Annotated in this window: 20 protein-coding genes and 1 tRNA gene; 10 read left to right on the plus strand and 11 right to left on the minus strand. The window is 68.1% G+C overall.

Annotated features, from left to right (window positions below; all coding sequences use genetic code 11):
* Positions 1-451: 451 nt before the first annotated feature.
* Entirely contained in the window at positions 452-871 is a 420-nt protein-coding gene (locus ACFSVL_RS06805; protein ID WP_378301456.1) for a hypothetical protein, read from the plus strand.
* A gap of 1,259 nt (positions 872-2,130) precedes the next feature.
* On the opposite strand, the gene ACFSVL_RS06810 is transcribed toward ACFSVL_RS06805, so the two are convergent.
* Entirely contained in the window at positions 2,131-2,334 is a 204-nt protein-coding gene (locus tag ACFSVL_RS06810; RefSeq protein WP_003097368.1) for a cold-shock protein, read from the minus strand.
* A 460-nt stretch (positions 2,335-2,794) separates the two neighbouring features.
* Between ACFSVL_RS06810 and ACFSVL_RS06815 the strand changes: the two genes are divergently transcribed.
* From ACFSVL_RS06815 to ACFSVL_RS06830, 4 genes are all read left to right on the plus strand, one after another.
* Positions 2,795-4,000, plus strand: a complete 1,206-nt coding sequence (locus ACFSVL_RS06815) for a L,D-transpeptidase (RefSeq protein ID WP_378301458.1) — start codon at positions 2,795-2,797, stop codon at positions 3,998-4,000.
* A gap of 157 nt (positions 4,001-4,157) precedes the next feature.
* Positions 4,158-4,472, plus strand: a complete 315-nt coding sequence (locus ACFSVL_RS06820; RefSeq protein ID WP_378301460.1) for a hypothetical protein — start codon at positions 4,158-4,160, stop codon at positions 4,470-4,472.
* Between the two features lie 7 nt (positions 4,473-4,479).
* Positions 4,480-5,025: a SigE family RNA polymerase sigma factor gene (locus tag ACFSVL_RS06825; protein WP_378301462.1), complete on the plus strand. Its 546-nt coding sequence runs from the start codon at positions 4,480-4,482 to the stop codon at positions 5,023-5,025.
* Positions 5,026-5,030: 5 nt separating this feature from the next.
* Entirely contained in the window at positions 5,031-5,543 is a 513-nt protein-coding gene (locus ACFSVL_RS06830; RefSeq protein WP_378301464.1) for a hypothetical protein, read from the plus strand.
* Positions 5,544-5,906: 363 nt separating this feature from the next.
* On the opposite strand, the gene ACFSVL_RS06835 is transcribed toward ACFSVL_RS06830, so the two are convergent.
* The gene (locus tag ACFSVL_RS06835) at positions 5,907-7,268 is read right to left on the minus strand and encodes an MFS transporter (protein ID WP_378301465.1); all 1,362 of its coding nucleotides are present in this window, start codon (positions 7,266-7,268) and stop codon (positions 5,907-5,909) included.
* A gap of 204 nt (positions 7,269-7,472) precedes the next feature.
* Between ACFSVL_RS06835 and ACFSVL_RS06840 the strand changes: the two genes are divergently transcribed.
* Positions 7,473-8,051, plus strand: coding sequence for a PaaI family thioesterase (locus ACFSVL_RS06840; protein ID WP_378301467.1), 579 nt, complete (start codon positions 7,473-7,475; stop codon positions 8,049-8,051).
* A gap of 379 nt (positions 8,052-8,430) precedes the next feature.
* Here ACFSVL_RS06840 and ACFSVL_RS06845 read toward each other — a convergent pair whose 3' ends face one another.
* The 8 genes from ACFSVL_RS06845 to ACFSVL_RS06880 form a co-directional block, all read right to left on the minus strand.
* The gene (locus ACFSVL_RS06845; protein WP_449224363.1) at positions 8,431-11,475 is read right to left on the minus strand and encodes a tetratricopeptide repeat protein; all 3,045 of its coding nucleotides are present in this window, start codon (positions 11,473-11,475) and stop codon (positions 8,431-8,433) included.
* 83 nt (positions 11,476-11,558) lie between these two features.
* The gene (locus ACFSVL_RS06850) at positions 11,559-12,527 is read right to left on the minus strand and encodes a glutamate ABC transporter substrate-binding protein (protein WP_378301469.1); all 969 of its coding nucleotides are present in this window, start codon (positions 12,525-12,527) and stop codon (positions 11,559-11,561) included.
* Entirely contained in the window at positions 12,524-13,912 is a 1,389-nt protein-coding gene (locus tag ACFSVL_RS06855; protein WP_378301471.1) for a hypothetical protein, read from the minus strand. The genes ACFSVL_RS06850 and ACFSVL_RS06855 overlap by 4 nt, the downstream gene beginning before the upstream one ends.
* A gap of 91 nt (positions 13,913-14,003) precedes the next feature.
* Positions 14,004-15,059, minus strand: a complete 1,056-nt coding sequence (locus tag ACFSVL_RS06860) for an ATP-NAD kinase family protein (protein WP_378301472.1) — start codon at positions 15,057-15,059, stop codon at positions 14,004-14,006.
* Between the two features lie 145 nt (positions 15,060-15,204).
* Entirely contained in the window at positions 15,205-15,426 is a 222-nt protein-coding gene (locus tag ACFSVL_RS06865; protein WP_378301474.1) for a heavy-metal-associated domain-containing protein, read from the minus strand.
* Between the two features lie 180 nt (positions 15,427-15,606).
* Positions 15,607-15,810, minus strand: coding sequence for a cold-shock protein (locus ACFSVL_RS06870; RefSeq protein ID WP_009071749.1), 204 nt, complete (start codon positions 15,808-15,810; stop codon positions 15,607-15,609).
* Positions 15,811-16,021: 211 nt separating this feature from the next.
* Positions 16,022-16,354: a hypothetical protein gene (locus ACFSVL_RS06875; protein ID WP_378301476.1), complete on the minus strand. Its 333-nt coding sequence runs from the start codon at positions 16,352-16,354 to the stop codon at positions 16,022-16,024.
* Positions 16,355-16,585: 231 nt separating this feature from the next.
* On the minus strand, positions 16,586-18,229 hold the full coding sequence (locus tag ACFSVL_RS06880; RefSeq protein ID WP_378301478.1) for a thiamine pyrophosphate-binding protein: 1,644 nt from the start codon (positions 18,227-18,229) through the stop codon (positions 16,586-16,588).
* A 124-nt stretch (positions 18,230-18,353) separates the two neighbouring features.
* On the opposite strand from ACFSVL_RS06880, the gene ACFSVL_RS06885 reads away from it, so the two are divergent.
* The 4 genes from ACFSVL_RS06885 to ACFSVL_RS06900 all read left to right on the plus strand — a co-directional run bounded on the left by ACFSVL_RS06885 (position 18,354) and on the right by ACFSVL_RS06900 (position 20,827).
* The gene (locus ACFSVL_RS06885) at positions 18,354-19,634 is read left to right on the plus strand and encodes a hydroxyacid-oxoacid transhydrogenase (RefSeq protein WP_378301480.1); all 1,281 of its coding nucleotides are present in this window, start codon (positions 18,354-18,356) and stop codon (positions 19,632-19,634) included.
* Positions 19,628-20,035 (plus strand): acyl-CoA thioesterase, encoded by a 408-nt coding sequence (locus ACFSVL_RS06890; protein ID WP_378301482.1) that lies wholly within the window; start codon positions 19,628-19,630, stop codon positions 20,033-20,035. Before ACFSVL_RS06885 ends, ACFSVL_RS06890 begins: the two co-directional genes overlap by 7 nt.
* A 114-nt stretch (positions 20,036-20,149) precedes the next feature.
* On the plus strand, positions 20,150-20,617 hold the full coding sequence (locus ACFSVL_RS06895; protein WP_378301484.1) for a hypothetical protein: 468 nt from the start codon (positions 20,150-20,152) through the stop codon (positions 20,615-20,617).
* 134 nt (positions 20,618-20,751) lie between these two features.
* Positions 20,752-20,827: transfer RNA gene (locus ACFSVL_RS06900), tRNA-Lys, on the plus strand.
* Positions 20,828-21,564: 737 nt separating this feature from the next.
* Here ACFSVL_RS06900 and ACFSVL_RS06905 read toward each other — a convergent pair.
* Entirely contained in the window at positions 21,565-21,855 is a 291-nt protein-coding gene (locus ACFSVL_RS06905) for a hypothetical protein (RefSeq protein WP_378301486.1), read from the minus strand.
* Positions 21,856-22,528: the final 673 nt, after the last annotated feature.

Consider the following 22,528-nt stretch of genomic DNA (forward strand, 5'->3'; position numbering starts at 1 on the left):
GGCCCCTCCATGCGGTTCGCAACAACTGGCCGCGAGGCTAGCCAGCGGCGAGCACCACCGGCAGCCCCCCGGAGAGTGAACCTGGGAACACTCTCCGCAGCGGCCCTGGTAACGCATTCCAAGATCGCGCAGAACGATTTCTCCCGGCTTCCCCTCGCCGATCCCCGGAACTCGTGCAACAATCGGTGTTGCTGACACACCCCCGGTCAGCGCCTGTGGAGATCCCCTCCGACCCCCGCGTTCCTCCCCCTGGCGCGGGGGTCTCTCCATTTCTGCACATCGGCACTGACCTGCGGATCTACTCTCCGTACTACTGATCAACAGACAGTCGCGAAATGCGTTTACCGACTGAGCTGTTCAGGTGATCGAATTAGGCTTGCCGAGCACGGAAATGCGTGTGTCGTGGCTCACAGTGGTTTGTTTGCCGAGACCGGACCGTTATCGTGGCCGAGTGCCTCTTCCCTCCCTCGGCCGCCTGAGCAGCCGCACGAACCTCAAAGCCGTCTCGAGCGGGCGGCATCGCAATGCCGCCAAGGTCGCCGGCGACGAAGTCGTCGAGGACAAGGAACTCACCAGCTACCTCGCCGCGCTCGCCCCGGACTCCGACCCGGAGAGCACCGGGACCGGCAGCCGTTTCGGCGACGCGCAGGTCTACCAGCTGCGCATGAACCTCATCGCCAGCCAGCAGCTCAAGGACATCGCCGTCGCCAGGAACCTGACCCCGCAGGCGCTGGCGCAGGAATGGATCCTGGAGCGCCTCTCGTGGGAGGGCCAGGCCGCCTCCGCCCAGGAGCGCCGCCACTCCGACGCGATGACCGACGAATTCCACTTCCCGGCGGAGACCTTCGAGCAGCCGCTCGTCGGACACTGACCCGCCCCCTGAACGAAAACCCCCGGCTTCCCCCGACGGCCGGGGGTTTTCCCTTTTCCGGGGTCGCGGGACGGGCGGGTCCCGGTGGGCGGGACGGGTGAAGGATTCGTTTGCGGGCTGGCGCGGCTTGGTGCGGAGCCTGGCCAGCGCGCCCGGGCTGGTCTCACGGCGGGCAGTGCGCGGGCTCGTGAGTGCTGGCTCTAACCGGCGCGGCCATGCTCAAGGGGCCGCGCGGCGGGCGAGGCAAGGCGGCGAGGCCTCGCGACTGGCGGGCACCGGCTCCAACCCGGCGCGGCGATGCACAGGGGCGGCGGGGGTCGTGAGTGCCAATGCCGGTTCTAACCGGGATTGCCGCTCACGAGGTGCGGCACGGTGGGGCGAAGAGGCGGGGCTCGCGCGTGCCGGTTGCCGGTGCCGACCCGCACGGCCGCGCACGAGGTCTCGCGAGCGCTGATGCTAAGCGGCGCAGCCATGCGCAAGGGGCAGCGCGGCGGACGAAGCGAGCGGCGGGCGCTCGTGAGCACCGATTGCCGGTGCTAACCGGCGCGGCCACGCGCCAGGGGCGGCGGGCGAGGCTGGGGCTCGTGAGCTCGGGCGCTGGTTCCAACCGACACAGCCCACGCACGAGGGCGGCGCGTTGGCGAGGCGAAACGGCGAGGGCTCGTGCTGCCGGTTGCCAGTGCTAACCCGCGCGGCCACGCACAAGGGGCCGCGCGGCGGGCGAGGCAAGGCGGCGAGGCCTCGCGACTGCCGGGCACCGGCTCCAACCCGGCGCGGCCATGCACAGGGGCGGCGGGGGTCGTGAGTGCCAATGCCGGTTCTAACCGGGATTGCCACTCACGAGGTCAGCAACCAGCCCAACTCACCCAGCCGTCGCGAGCAGCTCGGTGCCACTCGATCGGGTCGAGCCGGGTGCACCCACTCACAGTCGGGCAATCAACCGATCCGGCGTCGCCCGGACGTGCCCGGCCCAGCGGAAATCCGCCCGCATCGGACCGGCGGCCGCGCCCCACTGACCCGGCGGACCCCGGCGAGACCGGCCGGAGACGATCAAGGTGTGGCGCATCCCACCCACCGGCTCACCACACCCCAAGCCGCCCCGGACCGCCCGAACCACGAAACCCGCACCGCACCGTGATCGACCGCGGTAACCGTCGCTTCGAACATTCCCCACAACGGAACCCGCAATGAAAAAAGGCCCCGACGGGAAATCCCGTCGGGGCCCTTCATTCAGGCCTGAGAAAACGCGCGGGCCTGACTCAGATCGCGCGGACCTTCTGGGCCTGCGGGCCCTTCTGCCCCTGGCCGACCTCGAACTCCACTCGCTGGTTCTCCTCAAGGGTGCGGAAGCCGCGGCCCTCGATCTCCGAGTAGTGCACGAAAACGTCGCCTTCGCCGCCGTCCTGCGCGATGAAGCCGAAGCCCTTCTCCGCGTTGAACCACTTCACAGTGCCTTGCGCCACCGCTGTACTCCTCGTAACAGATCCGCTTCGAATGCCACCGAAGCGGCACCCAGGCCGTCCCGGGCGGTTCCAACGAGACGAGCGAAGAGCTTTTCGGCCCCACGGCTCGCGTCAGAAGTTCCGCGAGTGTGAAGCCACGAACACGCAAAACGACGGCCTGGTCAGCAGCCTACCGGGATCTCACCAAATCTGAACCCCGTTGATCGCAAGGATCGGTTCCGACGTGCACGCATCACCGGAACGTCGTATCGCCGCCTACGCACCGCTGTCGGGCCCCGAAGCTACTCTGATCCAGTACACCCAGCGCACTTCGGCGATGCACAGTGCGCGGTCGGTCGAGCCGCTTCCGTGATGGTCACTCGGTGCAGTGTGATGCTGGTCACCTCGTTTCCGGTGAACGCGACGCCAGGCCCGGACGTCTGGGTGGTTGGGGTACCAAAAGGGGAGATTGGGGATCGGTGTGACTATCCGACACTTCGCACGCCGCCGGGCCGGCGTCGCGGTGCTGGGCTTGGTCGCCGCGCTCACGCTCGGGGCGTGCAGCGGCGGGTCGAGCGTGAACGCGGGCGGGACCGCGGGCGGAGGGCCGACCGAAGAGGCCGCCACTCCGGCGAAACCGGCGGCCGTGGCGATTACGCCGGCTGGCGGAGCGGGCGAGGTGGCTCCGGGCGAACCGGCGAAGGTGACCGTCACCAACGGCACCATCGGAGCGGTCACGCTCACCAACGCCGACGGGAAACAGGTGCAGGGCCAGCCTTCGCCGGACAAGAAGAGCTGGAGCACCACCGAAGACCTCGGCTACGGCAAGACCTACACCTGGTCCGGCCAGGCGACTGGCGAGGACGGCAAGCAGGTCCAGATCAACGGCTCGTTCACCACGGTCAAACCGCGCCGCCAGATGCAGGGCAGCCTGAACGTCGGCGACGGGCAGACCTACGGCATCGCGATGCCGATCGCGCTCACGTTCCCGAGCGCGGTCAAGGACAAGGCCGCCGTCGAGCGCGCGCTGTCGGTGGAGACCACGCCGAAGACCGAGGGCGCGTGGGCCTGGCTCAACGGCGACACTTCGGTGCACTGGCGGCCGAAGGAGTACTTCAAGCCGAACACGAAGGTCGTCGTCTCGGCCAACATCTACGGCATTTCGATGGGCGACGGCACCTACGGCAAGCAGGACGTCTCGGCGAGCTTCACCATCGGCCGCTCGCAGATCGTCAAAGGCAACACCCAGCAGCACACCATGCAGGTCATCCGCGACGGCCAGCAGGTGATGGACTTCCCGGTGAGCTACGGCCTCGACTCCGACCCCGGACGCGTCACGCACAGCGGCACGCACGTGGTCATGTCGAAGCACGCGACGTACTCGATGAGCAACCCGCGCTACGGCTACACCGACGTCAACGTGCCGTGGGCGGTGCGGATCTCCAACAACGGCGAGTTCATCCACGGCCTTGCCGCGTCGATCTGGGCACAGGGCAAGAAGAACATCTCGCACGGCTGCCTCAACCTGGCTCCGAAGAACGCGAAGACGTACTACGACAGCGTCCTTCCCGGCGACCCGGTGGAGATCTCCGGCAGCACCCAGCAGCTGGGCGCGAAGGACGGCGACTACAACGACTGGACCTACGACTGGGCTGCGTGGACCAAGCTGTCGGCGTTGTCCGCCTGAGCACCTAAGCACCACCGGACGGCCGGGAGACCTCCAAGGCTCCCGGCCGTTCGCCTGTTCGGAACAAAGAAAAATCCGATGCAACCCCGGCGGCGGCCGGCGGCATGACTAGAGCAGAGAAGCGCCACCCGGCGCTCGTGGAACCAGGAGGAAACTCGTGCGTGTTCGCTTCGCTCTGGCCATCGGCTCCCTGCTGCTCGTCGGAGGAGCGGTGACCGGCGGCGCGGTCGCTTTCGCCGCGGACGCCCCGCCGGCGGCGCAGCCGGCCCCGACGCAGACCGCCCCGGCCGAACGGCCCACCGGCGCCCCGGCTCCGGCGCCGTCCACGGACCGTCAGGTCAGCCCGACCCCGGGTGCGCCGAAGGTCGCCGCTCCGGGCCAGCCGCCGCGGAAGGCCACCGGCAAGCGCGTCCCGACCGCCGTGCCCGCCGGCCCGACCGGCGACCTGAACCTGCCCTCGGTCTGGGGCTGATCACCCGGTGCCATCCCGCTCCCGTCCGGTGTCCGGGCAGAACTCGCCGTGGGACGGCGAGTTCGCCCGGTACTTCGGCGAGCGCGCACACAGCCTGCGGTCCACCGCCTACCTGCTCTGCGGGGACTGGCACCGGGCCGAGGATCTCGCACAGGCCGCGCTGCTCAAGCTGTACCTCGCCTGGCCGCGGCTGGCCCGGCACGACGCGCTCGACGCTTACGCGCGCAAAATCGTGCTGCGCACTTTCCTCGCGGAAAACCGCCGCAGCCGCTGGAAACGGGAGCGGCTCACCGACGCACCACCCGACGTCCCGGCCCCTGCCGCCGAGACTGAGCACGACCAGCTGATCCAGCAGGCACTCGCCGCGTTGGCCCCGCGCCAGCGCGCGGTGCTGGTGCTGCGGTACTTCGAGGACCTGTCCGTCGAGGAGACCGCCGCGGCGCTCGGCTGCCGGACCGGCACCGTGAAAAGCCAGGCCGCGCGCGGTCTGGCCACCCTGCGGGCCCGGCTGGGTCCGCATTTCGAGGCACTGCCTGTCTCTGGAGGGAGGTGAACGAGATGGTTTCCGACGACGCCAACGACACCGAAGCCGTGCGCGCCTTGTTCGCGCAGGCGCCGGACGGTCCGCCCATGCAGCTCGACGCGGCGGACGTGATCGTGCGTGGCGCCGCGGTCCGGCGCAGGCGCAAGCGCTGGGCGGTCGTGGGCAGCTCCGCGGCGACGGTCGCGGTGATCGTGGCGGCCGGTCTCGCGGTGGGCAGCCGCGGGACCGAACCGCCGCCGGTCATGCCCGCCGGGCCGGGATTGGCCACCGTCTCGCCCGCCCCGTCCAGTCCGCCGGGGCCGCCGGAGAACCCGCCCAAGGCGACGCGGACGCCTTTGCCGGACCCGGGGATCCAGCCGGGCGCTCCGACCAAGGTTCCTCCGACGGAGCGGCAGACGGTTCCTCGGCCGGGTACGTCCCGTCCGGCGCCGCCGCCGCGAGCGGACCCGACCACGAGCGATCGAGCCCCGGTATCTGTGGGTTCACCTGCGGGAAGCACGGCGTTACCCAGCCAGACCTCCCGCTGAAACGCTTTCGCGGCAAGAGTGGTGCACGTCACCAGATCAAGTGGGTTTCCGACGAAATATCCCGGGCTTCCGGGGCGATGTTCTCAGTGGCGGCCGGAGCGGCCGTCGAACCCGTCGCTCAGCCGGCACACCATTGGCCGGCCCGAGAACCCGAGGAGGAAGCACCATGGTGCTCGTCGCACTGATGATCGAAACCGTTGTCGCCGTCGTGGTCGCCGGTGGCCTGGCAGCTTGGGCACGTAAGCGCTTCGCTCCCCAGGCGGCCGAGGCGACGCAGAACAGCTGAACTTAAAGCTTCACAACGAAAGACCGCCCTCTGTCCTTAATGGACGGAGGGCGGTCTTCGTTGTTTTCAGCGAGTACTCATTTGCCGACGCCGGCCAGCTTCCCGCCACCGGTGTCCGCGGTGTCGATCTGCTCGATCGGCACCTGCGACGTCTCCGGGATCTTGATGATCGGGACGAGCGCGATGAGCGCGGCGGCGATCAAGTAGTACGCCGGCCAGTCCGGGTTGCCGGTGCTGTCGATCAGCGCCGTGACGATCACGCCACAGGTACCGCCGAACAGCGACGTCGAGATGTTGTAGCCGATCGCGAACGAGCCGTAGCGCACGCGGGTCGGGAACATCGCCGGGAACGTCGAGCCGATCACCGCGAGCAGCAGCGCCAGCAGGATCGCCACGACCAGGAAGCCGACGATCAGCCACGCCAGGCTGCCGGTCTGCATCAGCTTGAAGGTAGGCCAGCTCAGCACGATGAACCCGATCGCCGCGGTGAGCATCAGCGGTTTCCGCCCGATCCGGTCGGACAGCGAGCCCAGCGGGATCAGCAGCGCGAACTGCACGATTTCCACGCCGATGATGATCAGGCTCGATTCGGTGGAGCCGATCTTCAGCGTGTCGGTGAAGTACGACGGCATCGTGGTCAGCAGCATGTAGTCGGCGATGTTGACCAGCAGCACGATCCCGATCAGGTTCAGGATCATCCGCCAGTTGCGCTGGATGGTCTCCTTGAGCGGAGCCTTCTCCGCCTTCTCGCCCGCCGCCTCGAGCCTGCGGAACTCCGGCGTGTCCTCGAGCTTCGACCGCAGGTAGAGCCCGATCGCACCGATCGGAAGCGCGATGAAGAACGGAATCCGCCAGCCCCACGTGTCGAACTGCTCGGTCGTCAGCGACAGCGACGTGATCAGCACGGTCGCGTTGCCGAGGACGTACCCGGCCAGCGTGCCCATCTCCAGGAACGAACCGAAGAAGCCACGTCGTTTGGTCGGCGCGTATTCGGCGATGAACGTCGCCGCGCCGCCGTACTCGCCGCCGGTGGAGAAGCCCTGAATGAGCCGCAGCAGCAAGATCGCGATCGGCGCCGCGATGCCCATGCTGTAAGCACCCGAGTAGGTCGGCAGCACGCCGACCAGGAAGGTGCAGCCGGACATCAGCAGAATGGTGAGCGCGAGAACCTTCTGCCTGCCGAGCTTATCCCCCAATGGGCCGAAGAAGGCCCCGCCGAATGGCCGTACGATGAAACCGACGGCCAGCAGGGCAAGCGATTTCAGCACCGCGTTGCCCTCGCCGGGGAAGAACAGTGTTCCGATACTCGTCGCGATCGCGCCCGAGGTGAAAACGCCGTAGTCGTACCACTCGGTCGCATTACCCATCGCGGACGCGATCACCGCGCGTTTGACTGTTCTCTGATCGACCTCGGGTTTCCCCGTCTTTGGCTCACTCATCCCGGCGGTGACCTCCTCCTGCACACGTCCCGGTCCATCCCTTGGAGCACATTTCCCCAGTCTTGACCCGTTGGCATGAGCTGGCAGGATGAGTCGCCAAATTTCTACCGTGCGGAATTTTCCGACTACCCTGTGCGCAGGAAATGCTGCCGCGCCGGTCAGGGCGGGTGCCGGCGGGTCCTTCCGCCGGGTTAACGTCGTCCCATGAGTCCTGTTTCCGGCCCGTGGCCGCCCGTGCCGGTGGAGCCGCCGGAGATCCACCCGAAAGCCCCCGCGCCCGGCACCGAACTCGGCGCACACTTCGCCGAGTGCTTCGGCTGCGGCGACGAGGTCGACGACGGCCTGCACCTGCGGTCCGCCATCGGCGACGGCTACACGGTGCACTCGAAGTTCACCGTGACCTCGGCACACCAGGGCGCCCCCGGACTCGCACACGGCGGTCTGCTGGCGTGCGCCTTCGACGAGGCCCTCGGCTCAACGGTCGGAAACCTGCTGCACCGCCCCGCAGTGACGGGCAAGCTGGAGACCGACTTCCGCCGCCCAGTGCCAGTCGGCTCCACGCTGTACATCGAGGCCCGGCTAGACGGAGTCGCCGGACGGAAGATCTACGTAAGCGCGGACGGCCACCTGGACGCGGCGGACGGCCCGGTCGCGGTCAACGCGCGGGCGGTGTTCATCGCCGTCGGCTTCGACCACTTCAGCACCCACGGCGATCCGCAGGCGCTGGAGAAGCTGGCCGAGCAGCATCGGCGCAACAAGCGCGAATGGGACATTAACCCCTAACCACCCGCGGGTCGAGCGCATTCGTCCGTGAGGGCCACCTTCACGGCCCCTGATTCCCTCAGGGTTCCCCTCACGACCCGCCGCCGGCGACGTCCGTGAGGGGCCCCTTCACGGAACCAGATTCCCTCAAGGTGCCCTTCACGGACCTTGACCGCCCGCCGAAGCGCCCCCACCGCAACCGCCGCCGATACACCCAACCAACAGTGCACCCACACCACCCCCGCACCCCGATACGAAGCCGAAATGCGGACGGCGGGTGCTTGTCAAGACATCTTTCCCGCCTTGACAAGCACCCGCCGTCCGTCATCACAATCGGGCTTCGGGGTGCCCCACGCAAGAGCCCAAAGCAATGTCGCCGCCAGGCGACGAGCCGACCCCCTCAGGTAAACGTCCGAGGCCGAATCGAGTTAGCCCGATCCACCAACGCGATCCGGTCGTTCGTGTTGTCAGTCAGCCGAGCCAACGACCGATAACACCGCTCCAGCCCAAACCGGACGTCACGCTCCTCCAGCTCACACCCCAGCACCTTCGCCGACGTGGCCGCCTTCGCCTGCCCAGGCACCTTCAGCCAGTCGTAAGCCGCCTCCAGCACCTCCGCACTAAGCCGCGTGTGCCGCTCAGCATCAAGGTTCAACCGCTGCAACCGCCCAGACGCATCCACCAGATCGCCCTCGGTAACAGTCGGATGCTCCCCGGTCCCAACCCCCTGCGCCCGAGTCTTGATCTTGATCGCGGCGACCTGCGCATCCACATAATGCGTAGACGTCGCAGGCACCCCCTCCAAGACCTCCACCGCACTCTGCCGAGCCCCCTGAGCCAGATACACCCGAGCAAGCCCGAACGCAGCACTCACATACGTGCGATCAGTCCGCCACACCAGCTCATAGAACCGAGCAGCACCGAAGTAATCCCCAACGCCCTCAGCACTGACCGCCAACGCCAGCTTCGGCGCGATCTCCCCCGGCAAGTCGTCATACACCGCGTCAAACGCCACATGCGCCACCCGCGGCCGCCCACCGGCCAGCTCAATCAGCCCGCGATACCAGTCGATCCGCCAGTCGTGCGGGAAACCATGCCGGATCGCCAGATACTGCGCCGCCTGCAACTGCCGCTGCGCCTCGACAAACTCGCCCAACTCGATCCGCGCCCGCACAATCCGCAGCCGCACCTCGATCGACTCCCGGGGCGCGGTAGCAAGGGCCTCAATCGCCTCGTGCGGATCAAGCGCCGTGGTCGTCGCAAGCACACCAGCGGCAGGGTCATCCGTGTCGACCTGCGGGATCGGCAGCCCAGCGACAACCTCAGCAGCGTCCGGCAGCGGCACGCGCTCGCCCTGCTCCGGCACCACCAGGTGGACGCCGAAAGTACGGCTCTCCGGCCCGAACACGGTCGACGCGGCCGGGCGCGGCTGGCCGGTGCCGAGCGCCATGATCTCGCGCAGGACGCCGGTCAGCTGGTCGGCCATGTCGTCGGCGGCGATGAACCGGCGGTCCGGGTCGGCGTGCGTCGCGCGCTTGAGGAAGCGGTAGTACGAGCCGAAAAGCGCGAACAGCGGCACGGCGTCCGGGCCGGGCAGCGTGTTCTTGTACTCGCGGGTGTAGCCGGCGAACTCGAAGCTCAGCACGGCCAGCGTCCGGCCGACCGTGTACAGGTCCGAGGACACCGACGCACCGTGCGACGCCAGTTCGGGCGCGCTGTAGCCGGTGGTGAAGAACAGCGGGCTCTCGTAGTCGTCGAGCCGCCGCACCGCGCCGAGGTCGATCAGCTTGAGCTGCTCGCGGGTCTGGATGACGTTGTCCGGCTTGAGGTCGCAGTACAGCAGGCCCTGCCCGTGCAGGTAGCCGAGCGCGGGCAGGATCTCCAGCCCGTACGCGATGACCTGGCCGATCGGCAGCGGCTCCGGCCGGTTGCTTTCCCGGTGGTGCTGCAGGGCGAGCTGGCGCAGCGACTGGCCGCCGACGTACTCCATGACGATGTAGCCGACGGTGTTGCCGGTCTGCGCGTCCGGATGCTGCACGAAGTTGTGGATCTTGACGATATTCGGGTGCTCGACCTCGGCGAGGAACCGCTGCTCGTTCGCCGCGGCGGCCATCGCGGTGGAGTCACCGGTGTCGATGAGGCCCTTCAGCACGACCCAGCGGTCGGACACGTTGTGGTCCTTGGCCAGGTAAATCCAGCCGAGACCGCCGTAGGCGAGCGCGCCGAGCACCTCGTACTGGCCGCCGACGAGTTCCTGGGCCTTCAGCTTCGCGACGAACGAGAACGACGTACCGCACTTCTCGCAGGTGCCCTCGGGTTCGCCCGGCTGACCGTCCTTGCCACGGCCGACCTTCGCGCTGCAGTTGCCGCAGAACCGTTTGTCCTCGGCCACCACCGGGTTCGCCAGCACCGCGGTCGACGGATCGCGATACGGCACCGGCGGCACGTCGATGAGCCCCGCGCCGAGCCGTCCGCGCCGGGAGCGGCGGGTGCCGCGCGAGCCGGTGCGCCGGGAGGTGCCGGGGAACGAGCCGGTTCCGGTGCCGGTTCCTTGCGAGCCTTGCGAACCGTGCGTGCCGGTGCCGTGCCCTTCGCTGCCGCCGGACGGCAGGACGCTGTCCGTGCCGTGATCGGGCAGCGGGCCGCCGTCGGCGGGGGCCACGCGCGGGGTCGGCGGCATGATGCTCTGGGTGTGCGGCGTCGGGCTGGCCAGCACGCTGGTCGGCATCGGCGCGGCCGGATCGACCGGCGCGACCGGCTGGTTCGACTGCGGCAGGATCACCGGCGCGAGATCGCCGGGCGGACGCGTCGGGGCTTCGGAGCCTTCAGCCGGACGCTTCGCGCCCATCGGGATCGGGCCGGAGTTCGGACCGGTCGCGCGGGGCGGTCGATTCCCCTGCGGCTGCTGCGGACGGTTCGTCGGCGGGACCGGACGCTGGCCGGTGCGCGACTGCGGCGGATACGGCTGACCCTGCGACGGCGGCGCGGGCTGTCCCGGTGCGGAAGCCGGGTACTGCTGGCCCTGCGGGCGGGCTTGCGGGGGCATTTGCTGTCCGCCGCGCGGAGCTGGACGGCCTTGCGTTCGCGGTTGCTGCGCTGCTTGACCCGGCTGCGCGGACTGGCCTGGCTGAGCGGCTTGGCCCGGCTGCGCCTGCCCTTGCGGAGCGGACTGTCCCGCCTGGCTCGGCTGAGCGGGCTGCCCACCCGGCCCCCGCTGCGTCTGCGGACGCTGCACCGGAGCGTTGATCAACGTCTCGGCGTCGGGATCCGGCTGCGATTCCAGCCTCCCGGCCACCGACGGTTCCGGGGTGTCCCAGCGCACCGGCGGCGGCGGGGTCCACGAAGCGTCGGCCTCGCCCCGCCCGGACGGCTGGTCCCCGGCTTTCGCCTGGTCGCCGTCCCCGTCCGGTGCTGCGTGCCGAGGACGGCGCGCCTCCTCCGACACAACTACCTCCCGAACTCCCCGCGGCAAGCCTGCCGCTCAAAAAGTACAACGTGCGCCGCGCCCGCGATGCAAGACCGGCCTGGTCATCCGTATTGCGGGTTCGGCGGATTCGCCGGTCCCAGCCGTGCGCCCACCCAGTTCTGGTAACTGCTGGCCCAGGTGCCGTCGCCGCGGATCTTGTCCAGCACCGCGTTCACGAAGCGGACCAGGTCCTCCTCGTCCTTCGGGATCCCGACGCCGTAATTCTCCTGGGTCATCGGGTCGCCCGCGACCTTCACCGTCGGGTCCTGCGCGGCCATGCCCGCCAGGATCGTGTCGTCCGTGGACACCGCGTCGACCTGCGCCTGCTGCAGCATCACCAGGCAGTCCGACCAGTTCGGCACCGACACCGCGACCGGTTTGGCCGGGTCGGTGGCGATCTTCGCGAGCGAGGTCGACTTCGCCGCCGCGCACACGCGTTTCCCGGCGAGGTCGGTCAGCGACTGCGCCTTCGACGACTTCGGCACCAGGATCTTCTGCCCCGCCACGTAATACACCGACGAGAACTGCACCTGCTGACGACGGGCGCAGGTGATGCTGTAGGTCCGGACCACCACGTCGACCTGGTGTTCCTTGAGCACCGTCTCCCGCTGCGACGACGTGATCGCCCGGTACTGCACGTGTCCGTCGGAAGTGCCGAAGATCGCCTTGGCGATCTCGTTGACCAGGTCGATGTCGAAGCCTTCGAGCTTGCCGGTCTTCGGATTCCGGAAGCCGAACAGATAGGTGGTCTGGTCCACGCCCGCGATGAGCTTCCCGCGCTGCTTGATCTTCTGCAGGCTCGGCCCGGAGGGGTCGAGACCGCTCGGCGCGAGGCTGGCCAGCGGGTTGCAGCTGGTGTCGGAATCGCCGCCGGCCGCGGCATCCGGGCCGCCGACGCCCGCCGGGGTCGGCCAGGCCGCGTCGGTGACCGGCGCGGCTTCCATCGGCCGGTCCGCCGTCCCGCAGGCGGCGGCGAGAACCGCGACCACCGCGAGGACGGCAGTCCGGACGAAGTGCCGCGACCGGATCACCGGTACTCCCTCAGTCTCTCTCGCACGCCGACTGTCACGCCGCCCGCGGCGAGCACCGACAGCACCCCGACGCCCGCCGCGAGCGCGGTGAGCGCGTTGTCGCCGGATCTGGTGCTGTCGAGGAATTCCTGGCGGCAGACGTCGATCGCGGCCTGGAGGTTCGTGTCGAGCCGGGCGAACGCGGCGGCGGCGCTGTTCGGGGTCACGCTCGTGGCGAAGTCCACCGCCTCCTGGTACTGCCCGCCGTCGTCGAGGCGGCGCACCTGAAGGTGGGCCAGCGACCATTCGCGCGCGGCCTGTTCCGCCGCTTCGATCTTCTTCTCGCCCGCGGTGCCGGACGCGAGGTCGCGCGCCTGGCCGAGCAGGCCGCCCTTGCCGTCGGCACCGACGAGGTTTTCGGCCAGCTTGATGAACTGCTGCTCGTACGCACCGCCGTCGCCGCGCGCGACCAGCGTGAGGGTTTCGTCCGCGCGTGCCTGCAGCGCGTAGATCCGGGCCCGCACCAGGATGTCGACCTGCGACGTGCCGTCAGTGCGCCCGGTCGCGACGAGACTGCCCTGCACGACGAGCGCGACCGCGCCCCACAGCAGCGACAGCACCATGCAGCCGGTGGCCACCAGCAGCCCGATGTTCACCACGCGGTTTGTCCGCCGGGTCAGGTAGATCTGCGCGGCCACCAGCGCCGCGAGCGCGGCGAGGACCAGCGCGACCGCCGCCCACGGCACGTCGCTGCTGCTGTCCTGCTCGTCGGAAAGCTTCTGGGTGTGCGCCTTGTAGAGCGAGTCCGCGGCGGGCAGGATCGTCGAGCGCATCAGCTGCGAAGCCTCGCGCAGGTACGAAGCGCCGGACGGGAAACCCTGCCGGTTGTTCGCGCGGGCGGTCTCGACGATCCCGGTGTAGACCGGGACCTTCTGGTTCAGGATGTCCACCTGGTGGGCGGCGTCACCGACCTCGGCGGTGTCCGACGCCGCGCGGGCGAGCGCGGATCCCGCTTCCGCGATGTCCTGCTCGTACCGCTTCCGCAGCGCGGGCGGTTCGGTGCCGACGGAAAGGAAGGCACTGGCCGCGGTCGCGTCCGCGTCCGACAGCGAGCGGAACACCTGCTGCGCGGCCGCCGCGAGCGGTTCGCGGTGGTCGATCAGGCCGTTGATCGTGTTGTCCTTGTCCTTCACGGACAACACGCCGACGAGCCCGGCCACCAGCGACAGCACCACCAGCGCGACCGCGATCAGCGACAGCTTGCCCGGCGTCGTGGTCGTCGATCTCACGACCGCCCGCACCGCCTGGCCGGGCAGGTCGAGCAGCCCGGCGATTCCGCTGCGGCCCTCCGGTTCCTCCGGTGGGGGCTCGGCAGTCGTTTCCGGCCGCGTCGCAGTGCTGCTCATCCCCGATCCTCCCCGTGTGCCACTCGCAGAAGGTAGCCGGTCGGGCAAGTCGCAGCGAACGACACCCGGAAGGTGTCACCTGCACGTGATCTCAGCCAGCGCAGCGACCGTGGCTTCGGCCTTTCTCGCCGGTTCCGCTGATGGCGGTACTGCGCAGCAACCCCTGGGTTGCCGCTTCGGCCATCGCGGCGCGTACGTCGACACACCATGGCCCATCGGAACGCAGCTCGACGTACGCGCCTTCGCCGTTCTTCAGCTCTAGCTCACGTTCCCCGTCTACTGCGATAACGCCGCCACCTGCGGCAAGGTCCACGCGCACGCCGGGACGCAGCACTCCCCAGCCGCGTACGCCGACTGGACGCACCACGCCGGGCGCGATGGCGGCCTGCACCACGTACGCGGAACTGTCGACCGGGCCAAGCTGAAGCGCCACGCCTTCCGCGCTGGAACGAGAACTCGGACACAGTTGTCCGGCAATGCTCGACAGGCCAATGCCGTCCGGCTCGGCGAAGGTGCAGTACAGCTCGGTGAGCGCGGTGGGATCCCAGAGCGCCTTCGCGCCGACGTGCTTGTTCATCGAGACCGCGACGTCCACCAGCGCGATCTCGCGGCGGTTCTTCGTCACCACCTCAAGCATGCTGACCCGCTGCGTCACAAGGTCGGCGTCGACCTGGCCGCTCGCGACCATCCCGGCCGCGAGCCCGGCCACAGTGGCCTCGCCTGCCTGCGGGAACGCGTTGTTGGTACCGGTCGGCAACGCGAGCAGCGGCACGTCGCCGCACGCCTTCGCGGCGACCCGCGCGGTGCCGTCGCCGCCGAGGCAGACGATGACGCCGGCCCCGGCGTCGACCATCCGGCGCACCGCGTTGACCGTGTCCTGCGCGGTGCCGGTGAGCGTGTCCTCGTCGCAGAATTCCACCGTGGGCAGCGGCTCGCGGCCGAGGTCACGCAGCACCGCGGCGGAGATGCCGCCGAGGTCGGTGGACAGCAGGACGCGTTCGACCCCGGTCACCGCGAACGCCGACAGCAGCCGGCGCACCAGGTTGGCCTTCTCCTCTACCGGAACGGCCGACGCCTGCGTGACGAGTCTTCGGATGTCCTGACCGGACGCCGGGTTCGCCACGATCCCCGCAACGACTTCCCCCATCGAGCATCCCCCTCAGTCCGCATCCGCCAGGGGACCAGCACACGCGTCCGGCCGCGCGGAGGAAAGGGTTGCACGGACGTTGCATCGGCCGTGCCTCCACGCCGGGCCAGAGCCTACCCTGGGTTCCGGCGTGGCTACCGATCGTTCAAACGAGAGAAGCAAGCCCTTCGTAGGTGTATCCGGCTTCCTCGACCGCGGCACGGACGGCCGTCTCGTCGAGGGCTTCGGCGCTGCGGACCGTCACGTGTCCGGTTTCGACCTCGACGGTGACGTTCTCGACCCCGGGCACCCCGGTCAGTTCCTCGGTGACCGACTGCGCGCAGTGGCCGCAGGACATCCCGGTGACGAGGTAGGTGTTTTCGCTCATGCCCGCGAGCCTACGAGGCCGAAGGGGACCACGATCGGGTGATCCACAATGGCCGGTCAGGCATAGAAAGCCTTGGCGGGCAACAGGATCCGCATCGTGAGACGGCCGGAAGGCCGCGGAGACGAAAGAAGCCACCACCCCCGGAACCGGGAGTGGTGGCGACTTAGCGATAGACGCAGGTCAGATCAGGCTGACCGACGTGGCCTGCGGGCCCTTCTGGCCCTGGCCGATCTCGAACTGCACGCGAGCGTTCTCCTCGAGGGTACGGAAACCGTTGCCCTGGATCTCGCTGTAGTGCACGAAGACGTCGCCGCCGCCGTTGTCGGGAGTGATGAAGCCGAACCCCTTCTCGGAGTTGAACCACTTCACGGTGCCCTCAGTCATCTAAACAATCTCCATACATAACACCAAAACAGGAAGCCGACCGACGTCCTGGGCCCAGACACGGGCGAGATGCGTTCCTCGAAGAGGAGGCCCACGCCCGCTGAGTTCTGCGAGCGTGCTTTACCACGAACACAAAAATCGAGACCATCGAAAGTAAAGCACAGCGGCGCGGGCCCGGACAAGCCGACTCACCCCAGTTCGCGAGACCGGGTCACTCCCCGCTGGCGTGACGGAGCGGCGCGCCGAACGGCGACCGCCAGTCCGCCCCCTGCTCGGGCGCGACCACGGCTACGTCGTGTGCCTCCGCACTGGCGCTGAACAGCACCGGAACCACTCCGGACCGGGTCTGCGCGGGCACCTCGACGGCCTGTTCCGGCTCCTCGCGCACTACGGACACCAGCGCACCGGCCCGCGCGGACCGGGCCCGGCCGCGAGCCGCCGCGGCGGTACGGGATTTCCCGTCCTTTTCGTCGGCCATGACGAACTCCCCTCGTTCCTTCCCCGCGGCAAGCGGGGCGATGACCGCGATGGTGCCATCCGGCACCGACAAAATCCGGCCGAAACCGGGTGTTCCCCACCCCTGAAACGGGCCGAATGGCCGCGAACCGAGCCGGGAACGTGTTCGCCCGGGAATTTCCCCAACCGGACGCCAGCCGAACCTCGCTGGGCGAACCGGGTCCGGATGCCGAACCCCGGGAACACCGTCAGGCTACCTGAGCCGTCCCCGGCCAGCCACCGAACTTTCCCGGCGTTTCCTTGTGTTCTCAGGAAGATTTCAGGTCGCGGAAGGACGCGGGGCTCCGAGAAGCGTGCTCAGGCGGACGTCCGGGGTCACCACGTCCGGGTCCGTCCGGACATCGATCACACACGGCCGCTGCCGTACGAGCGCGCTCGCGATGATCGGTTCGAGCCGCTCGCGATCGTCCACCGTGTACCCCGCCGCGCCGAGCCCTCGCGCCCACGACGCGAAGTCCGTCAGCGGAATGGTCACGCCGGACAGCCGTCCGTGCGTACGCGCCTGATGCATCGCAAGTGGACCGTGCAAGCCGTTCTGGAATACGACGACCATCACAGGCGCGCGGTAACGCACAGCGGTCTCGATCTCTTGCCCTGTCATGAGCGTGCCCGCGTCGCCGACCATCGCGACCACAGCGCGCCGCGGCTCGGCGAGCTTCGCCGCTACGGCCGCCGGCACCGCGTACCCCATCGCAGCGTTGCTCGGACCGAGCTGGCTGCGCGGAGCGGTGAAGCACCAGTAGCGGTGCATGAACTGCGCGAAGTTGCCAGCGTCACTTGTGACGATGGTGTCCTCGGGCGCGAGCTTTCGCAGCGCGCGCACCACGTCCACCGGGTGTACGCGCGTGTTGTTGCTTGTGTTCGGCGGCGTCATGAAGGTGTGCACGGCGGCGTTCGCGGCCGACGCTCTGCGCGTACGCGGCGAAGCGATCGCGCGCAGCTCCTTCAGGAACGGCTCCACTTCAGTGTCTACACGGAACGTGAGGCCGCGGCGGCGCTGTTCGTCGATGCCAGTGCCGACAAGGACAAGCGTCTGCTGTGGCGTCGGGTAGCGGTAGCCCTGTGTCGTGACTTCGTCGAGCTGGGTGCCGAGCGCGAGTACTAGGTCAGCTCGTTCGAGCGCGTCAAGCTGGCGTGCGGGGATGCCGAGCCCGAGATGGCCGGCGTAGCGCGCGTGGTTCTCCGGGAAAGCGTCCTGGCGGCGGAAAGCGTTGTACACCGGAAGCGCCAGCTCGTCCGCCACCGCGATCAGCTCGTCCCGCGCCGACCGCGCGCGTCCGCCGACGATGACCACCGGGTAGCGCGCTTCGTCCACCAAACCGGCGACAGCTTCCGCCGAACGGCCCAGCGTTCCGGTGACCGGCGGGCGGACCTTCGCCACCGGTTTGGCCGAGTCGTACGGCACGCCCCACGCGTCACTGGGCACGCCGATGACCACCGGACCCGGCCGCCCTTCGCGGCAACGGGCGAGACCTTCGGCGAGGAGATGCGGCACGTCGTCGGGATCGTCCGCGCGCACGCACCATTTGGCGATCTTTTCGAACATTCCGCTCGAATCGGACGCGGGGACCTCGCCGGTGAGCACCGGGTCGAGCGCGGGGGTCTCGAGCAGCACCACCATCGGCGTCTCGTCCTGGTACGCCGTCTGCACGCCCATGACCAGCGCGGCGGCGCTCGGGCCGCGGCTGGCGAGCAGCACGGCGGGGCGTTCGGTGAGCTTGCCCTCGGCCTCGGCCATGAAGGCGGCACCCGAATCGTGGCGAGCTGAAACCAGCGTGACGTCGCGCTCGCGGCGAAGCGCGTCGAGCAATTCCAGGAACGACTCGCCGACGACCGCGTACACCCGGCGGACCCGGGCCTCGTTCAAGACGCGTACGGCCGTTTGCGCGACGGTGGTTCCCACTTGGTATCTAATGAGGAGAGCTTAGGGCGGCACCGTGAACCGGCGTCAAGTGATCTTGAACAACTCGCCGCCGGATTGTGCCGATTGCCGGATCGGGCTGCCCACCAGTTGGGAGGACGCCGTCGTGACATCCGTCGAACATGAGACTGTTTTCACTTATGGAGCCCCCGCGCTCAAATACGGAACCGGGGCGAGCGACGAGATCGGATACGATCTGACCCAGTACGGCGCGCGCCGCGTGCTCGTGGTCACCGACCCGGTCGTCGCGGCCACCGGCTGGCCCGAGCGGATCGCCGAGGGCATCCGCGGCTACGGGATCGCAGCCGAAATCTTCGACGGCGTACACGTCGAGCCCACCGATGTCAGCCTCCAGAAGGCGGTCGACTTCGCCCGCGGCACCGGCCCGTACGACGCGTTCGTGGCGGTCGGCGGCGGCTCCAGTATTGATACCGCGAAGGCCGCCAACCTGCTGACCAGCAACGACGGCGAGCTGATGGACTACGTCAACGCACCGGTCGGCGGCGGCCGCGCGCCGGCGAACCCGCTGAAGCCGCTGGTCGCGGTGCCGACGACGACCGGGACCGGGTCGGAGAGCACCACGGTGTGCGTACTGGACGTGCTGTCGCTGCGGGTCAAGAGCGGGATCAGCCACCTGCGACTGCGGCCGGCGCTGGCCGTCGTCGACCCGCGGCTCACGGTCAGCCAGCCCGCCGGGGTCACCGCGGCGGCCGGGATGGACATCCTGTGCCACGCCGCGGAGAGCTACACCGCCAAGCCCTACACCGAGTTCGGCCGGAAGCGCCCGGAGGAGCGGGTCCCGTACTGCGGGGCGAACCCGCTGGCGGACATGTTCGCGGAAAAGTCGCTGCAGCTGCTGTCGTGGGCCCTGCCGGCCGCGGTCCGCGACGGCGACGACCTGCCCGCGCGCGAGGCGATGGCGCTGGCCGCGACGTTCGCCGGACTCGGCTTCGGCAACGCCGGCGTGCACATCCCGCACGCCAACGCGTACCCGATCGCCGGACAGGTCCGGGATTTCCACCCCGACGGCTACCCCGGCGACGAAGCGATGGTGCCGCACGGCATGGCCGTCTCGCTCACCGCGCCCGCCGCGTTCCGGTTCACCTTCGCCGCGAACCCGGAACGCCACCAGCGAGTCGCCCGCCTGCTGGCCCCGGACTTCGAATGGTCCGGCGACTTCGCCGATCACCTGCCCGCCGTACTGACCATGCTGATGCGCGAGATCGGCCTGCCCGCCGGGATCGGCGCCGTCGGCTACACCGAGTCCGATGTGGACGCCCTGGTCGAAGGAACCCTTAAGCAGCAACGATTGCTCGCGACCGCACCGCGCACCCCGTCCGAACAGGACTTGGCGGGCATTCTGCGTGATTCGGTGCAGCTGTGGTGAGCTACCCGCATTGGCAGACGGTTCCGTTGCGCTGGAAGGACAATGATGTCTACGGGCACGTGAACAACGTCGTGCACTACTCGCTGATGGACACGGTGATTAACACCTGGCTGATCGAACGCGGCGGCCTGGACATCGAGTCCGGGCCGGTGATCGGGCTGTGCGTGGAGTCGCGTTGTGCTTACCACGCTTCGGTTTCTTTCCCGGACACGCTGCGGATCGGGCTGCGGGTGGCACATCTCGGCCGGTCGAGCGTGCGGTACGAGATCGGGATGTACACGGCCGCGGAGACCTTGGTGGCGGAGGGGCATTTCGTGCACGTATTCGTGGACCGTGGGTCCCGGCGGCCGGTGGAAGTGTCCGGGAAGCTGCGGGAAGCACTGGAAAGTTTGACGTCCTAGGCTCGCCGGGGTTGCCCGCATGTGCGAAACGGCACTGCGGGCACACCTTCGGCTGATGGTGAGCGTCTGGCTGAGTAGTAGAAAGTTCGGTCAAACAATCACCAGGAGTTCGCCATGATCGCTCTTCGCCGCACCCTCGCCGCCACCGCCGCCCTCGCGATCGCTGGCGGGGCCGCCGCCCTCACCGCAACCGCCGCGAACGCGTCACCAGCCGAAACGCCGTTCTGCACGGACGCCGACGTGACGGTCACCGCGACCCCGGCCACCGACCACGCAGCCGGACACCACGCCGACGTCCTGCACTACTCCGCGGCCACTCCGAACACGCACTGCACGCTCAGCGGCGCTCCCTACAACACCGTCTTCTACGACAACGCCAATGCGCCGCTGGGCGTACCGACCACTTCGGACTCCAGCGAAGGCGCGCCGGTCATCCCGACCACCACCGAGCCCGGCCCGAACTCGGTCAAGGCGCTGGAGATGCACCTGCCGTCCGACGCGTCGCGCACGCCGATCGGCGTCTACTGGCCCGGCAACGACCTGACCACGTCCGCGCACTTCAGCGTGATCACGCAGGACTGACCCGGGTGGTGGTGTCTGGGCCGGGGTCGGGCTCCCGGGCCGGGCCGGGTCTGAGAAGGGTCCGCACGCAGGTCCGGAGCAGGGGCCGGGCCGGTGAGCGCGGGGCCGGACGGTGCCCGCTAGACTGAGGGCACGGGCCGTTAGCTCAATTGGTAGAGCTGCGGACTTTTAATCCGTAGGTTCTGGGTTCGAGCCCCAGGCGGCCCACCAAAATCCCAGGTCAGCGACTTGTCTCGGACCTGCGGTCAAGATCAGCTCCCCGGTTTTACTCCGGTTTTGGGCTGGGATGGGCTTTCCAACGAGCCTTCCAGAACTCTCGCGGCGAGCAGGCCCTCCGGTCTTGCGATCGGGTAGGTGCCCTGCGCCACGGCACCCGACGGCGGCCGAGGCTGCCGCCGACGACACCCGGGCCGACGACCGCGCGGACCAACCTGGCTGCAACGATCGAGGTGTGCCGTAACCGGCCAGAGAAGTCGTCCACATTGCGCGACGGCAGCCCCGACTCCCTGCGATCCCGTGGCAGCCCAGGCTAGGCCTGAACACAGACGATGCAGCCGCAGAAGGCCATGCAGTCCCGCAACGTACTCGATCCCAGCCTTACTGCAGACATTCTTCGCTATGGAACTTTAACCAAAATCGCTCTCTTGGATAATCAGCATTGACGGGGCCAACAGGATCCTCGCATGACACAAACGAACCAGCTAGCTTCCTGTGCTTGCGGTTGGTTACACGACCGACTAATCCATTCACTCCTCCAAGCATACTTAACCCCGGGTCATTCTCTTGCCCTGCACTATTATCATGCACCTGGTGCAACTGCCTGCCGAATTCCGCGCGCAGAACGCTTTGCAGCGACCCTCCCAACCGTTGAATATAGGCGTCGAGCGTAAGAAGTTTACTTCGACCTCCCCTGCCCAGCGAGAAATCGCCCCATGACGAGGCATAGTTCACGGAATGGGATTCAATCCGCTAAATTCAGTCCTCGCCAGACTGTCAACCGCTCGCAAAATCTCCGCCTTAGTAACCGCTGGAACCACAAGAACGTTCGAGAGTGAAAAATATCCACCCGAAGACAACTCGTCAGCGATTTCCTGAGCCAGTCGCGCAGGGTCATAGATAGTTAGGGTGAATGTCGCCTTCCCTGTCGAGACCACAACGTCAACCAAGTAGCCTTTAGCTTCAGTCTCGACTTCGTAACCATCGAAGTATTCCGGGAATTTCAACCTGTACTGGATCATCTAGCGACCCCTCGCTCACCTGGTTCGAACATGAGACAGCACATCAGCATACCGCTCAGGTGTTAAGTTAGCACCTGGCGCTGGCACAATCTCGAAGTGTCTAGGATCTTTCCCTCGCTGGATAATTCGAAGAGAATCAGACACACTGCTCATGTCTATGATATGTGGCACGAACCCCTTTCCGGAAATGCTTTCCGGGTGGTCGAAGACGGGCACGCCATGCGTTTCCTTGACGAAACCTGTAGCCGGGTCAACCTTGTAGTCATTCGGGCGAGGAACGAAGCTCGGTGCCTCGCCCTCCCTCGCCCCTCGGTCTTGAGGTCCGCGCCCGCAGCAAGGGACAGGCTCGCCGCAGTGCGGCGGTGCCGTGATCGAGAGCGATCACGCGGTTGCTGGTGTCGCTTTTCGGCACGTCGACCTCGACCGTCGCGCCGACCTGCCGGATCTGATGCGACGCTGTCAGATAGCCACCCTCGAGGTCGACATCGCTCCACCATATGGAACACCGGCATGCCCACATAGCCCTCGCTCTTCCCTCATCAACGACTGAAGGAAGACCACTCCATCTCTAACCTGACTGCGGAGCGTATCCTCTGATGACCGCCGAGTCGCCAAAGGTCGACTTTTTACTTTCGACTGGGTCGCGACCAGCGTACCGAAGCTGATCTGACAC

The organism is Amycolatopsis silviterrae, from assembly GCF_042684085.1.
Taxonomy (GTDB): Bacteria; Actinomycetota; Actinomycetes; order Mycobacteriales; family Pseudonocardiaceae; genus Amycolatopsis; species Amycolatopsis silviterrae.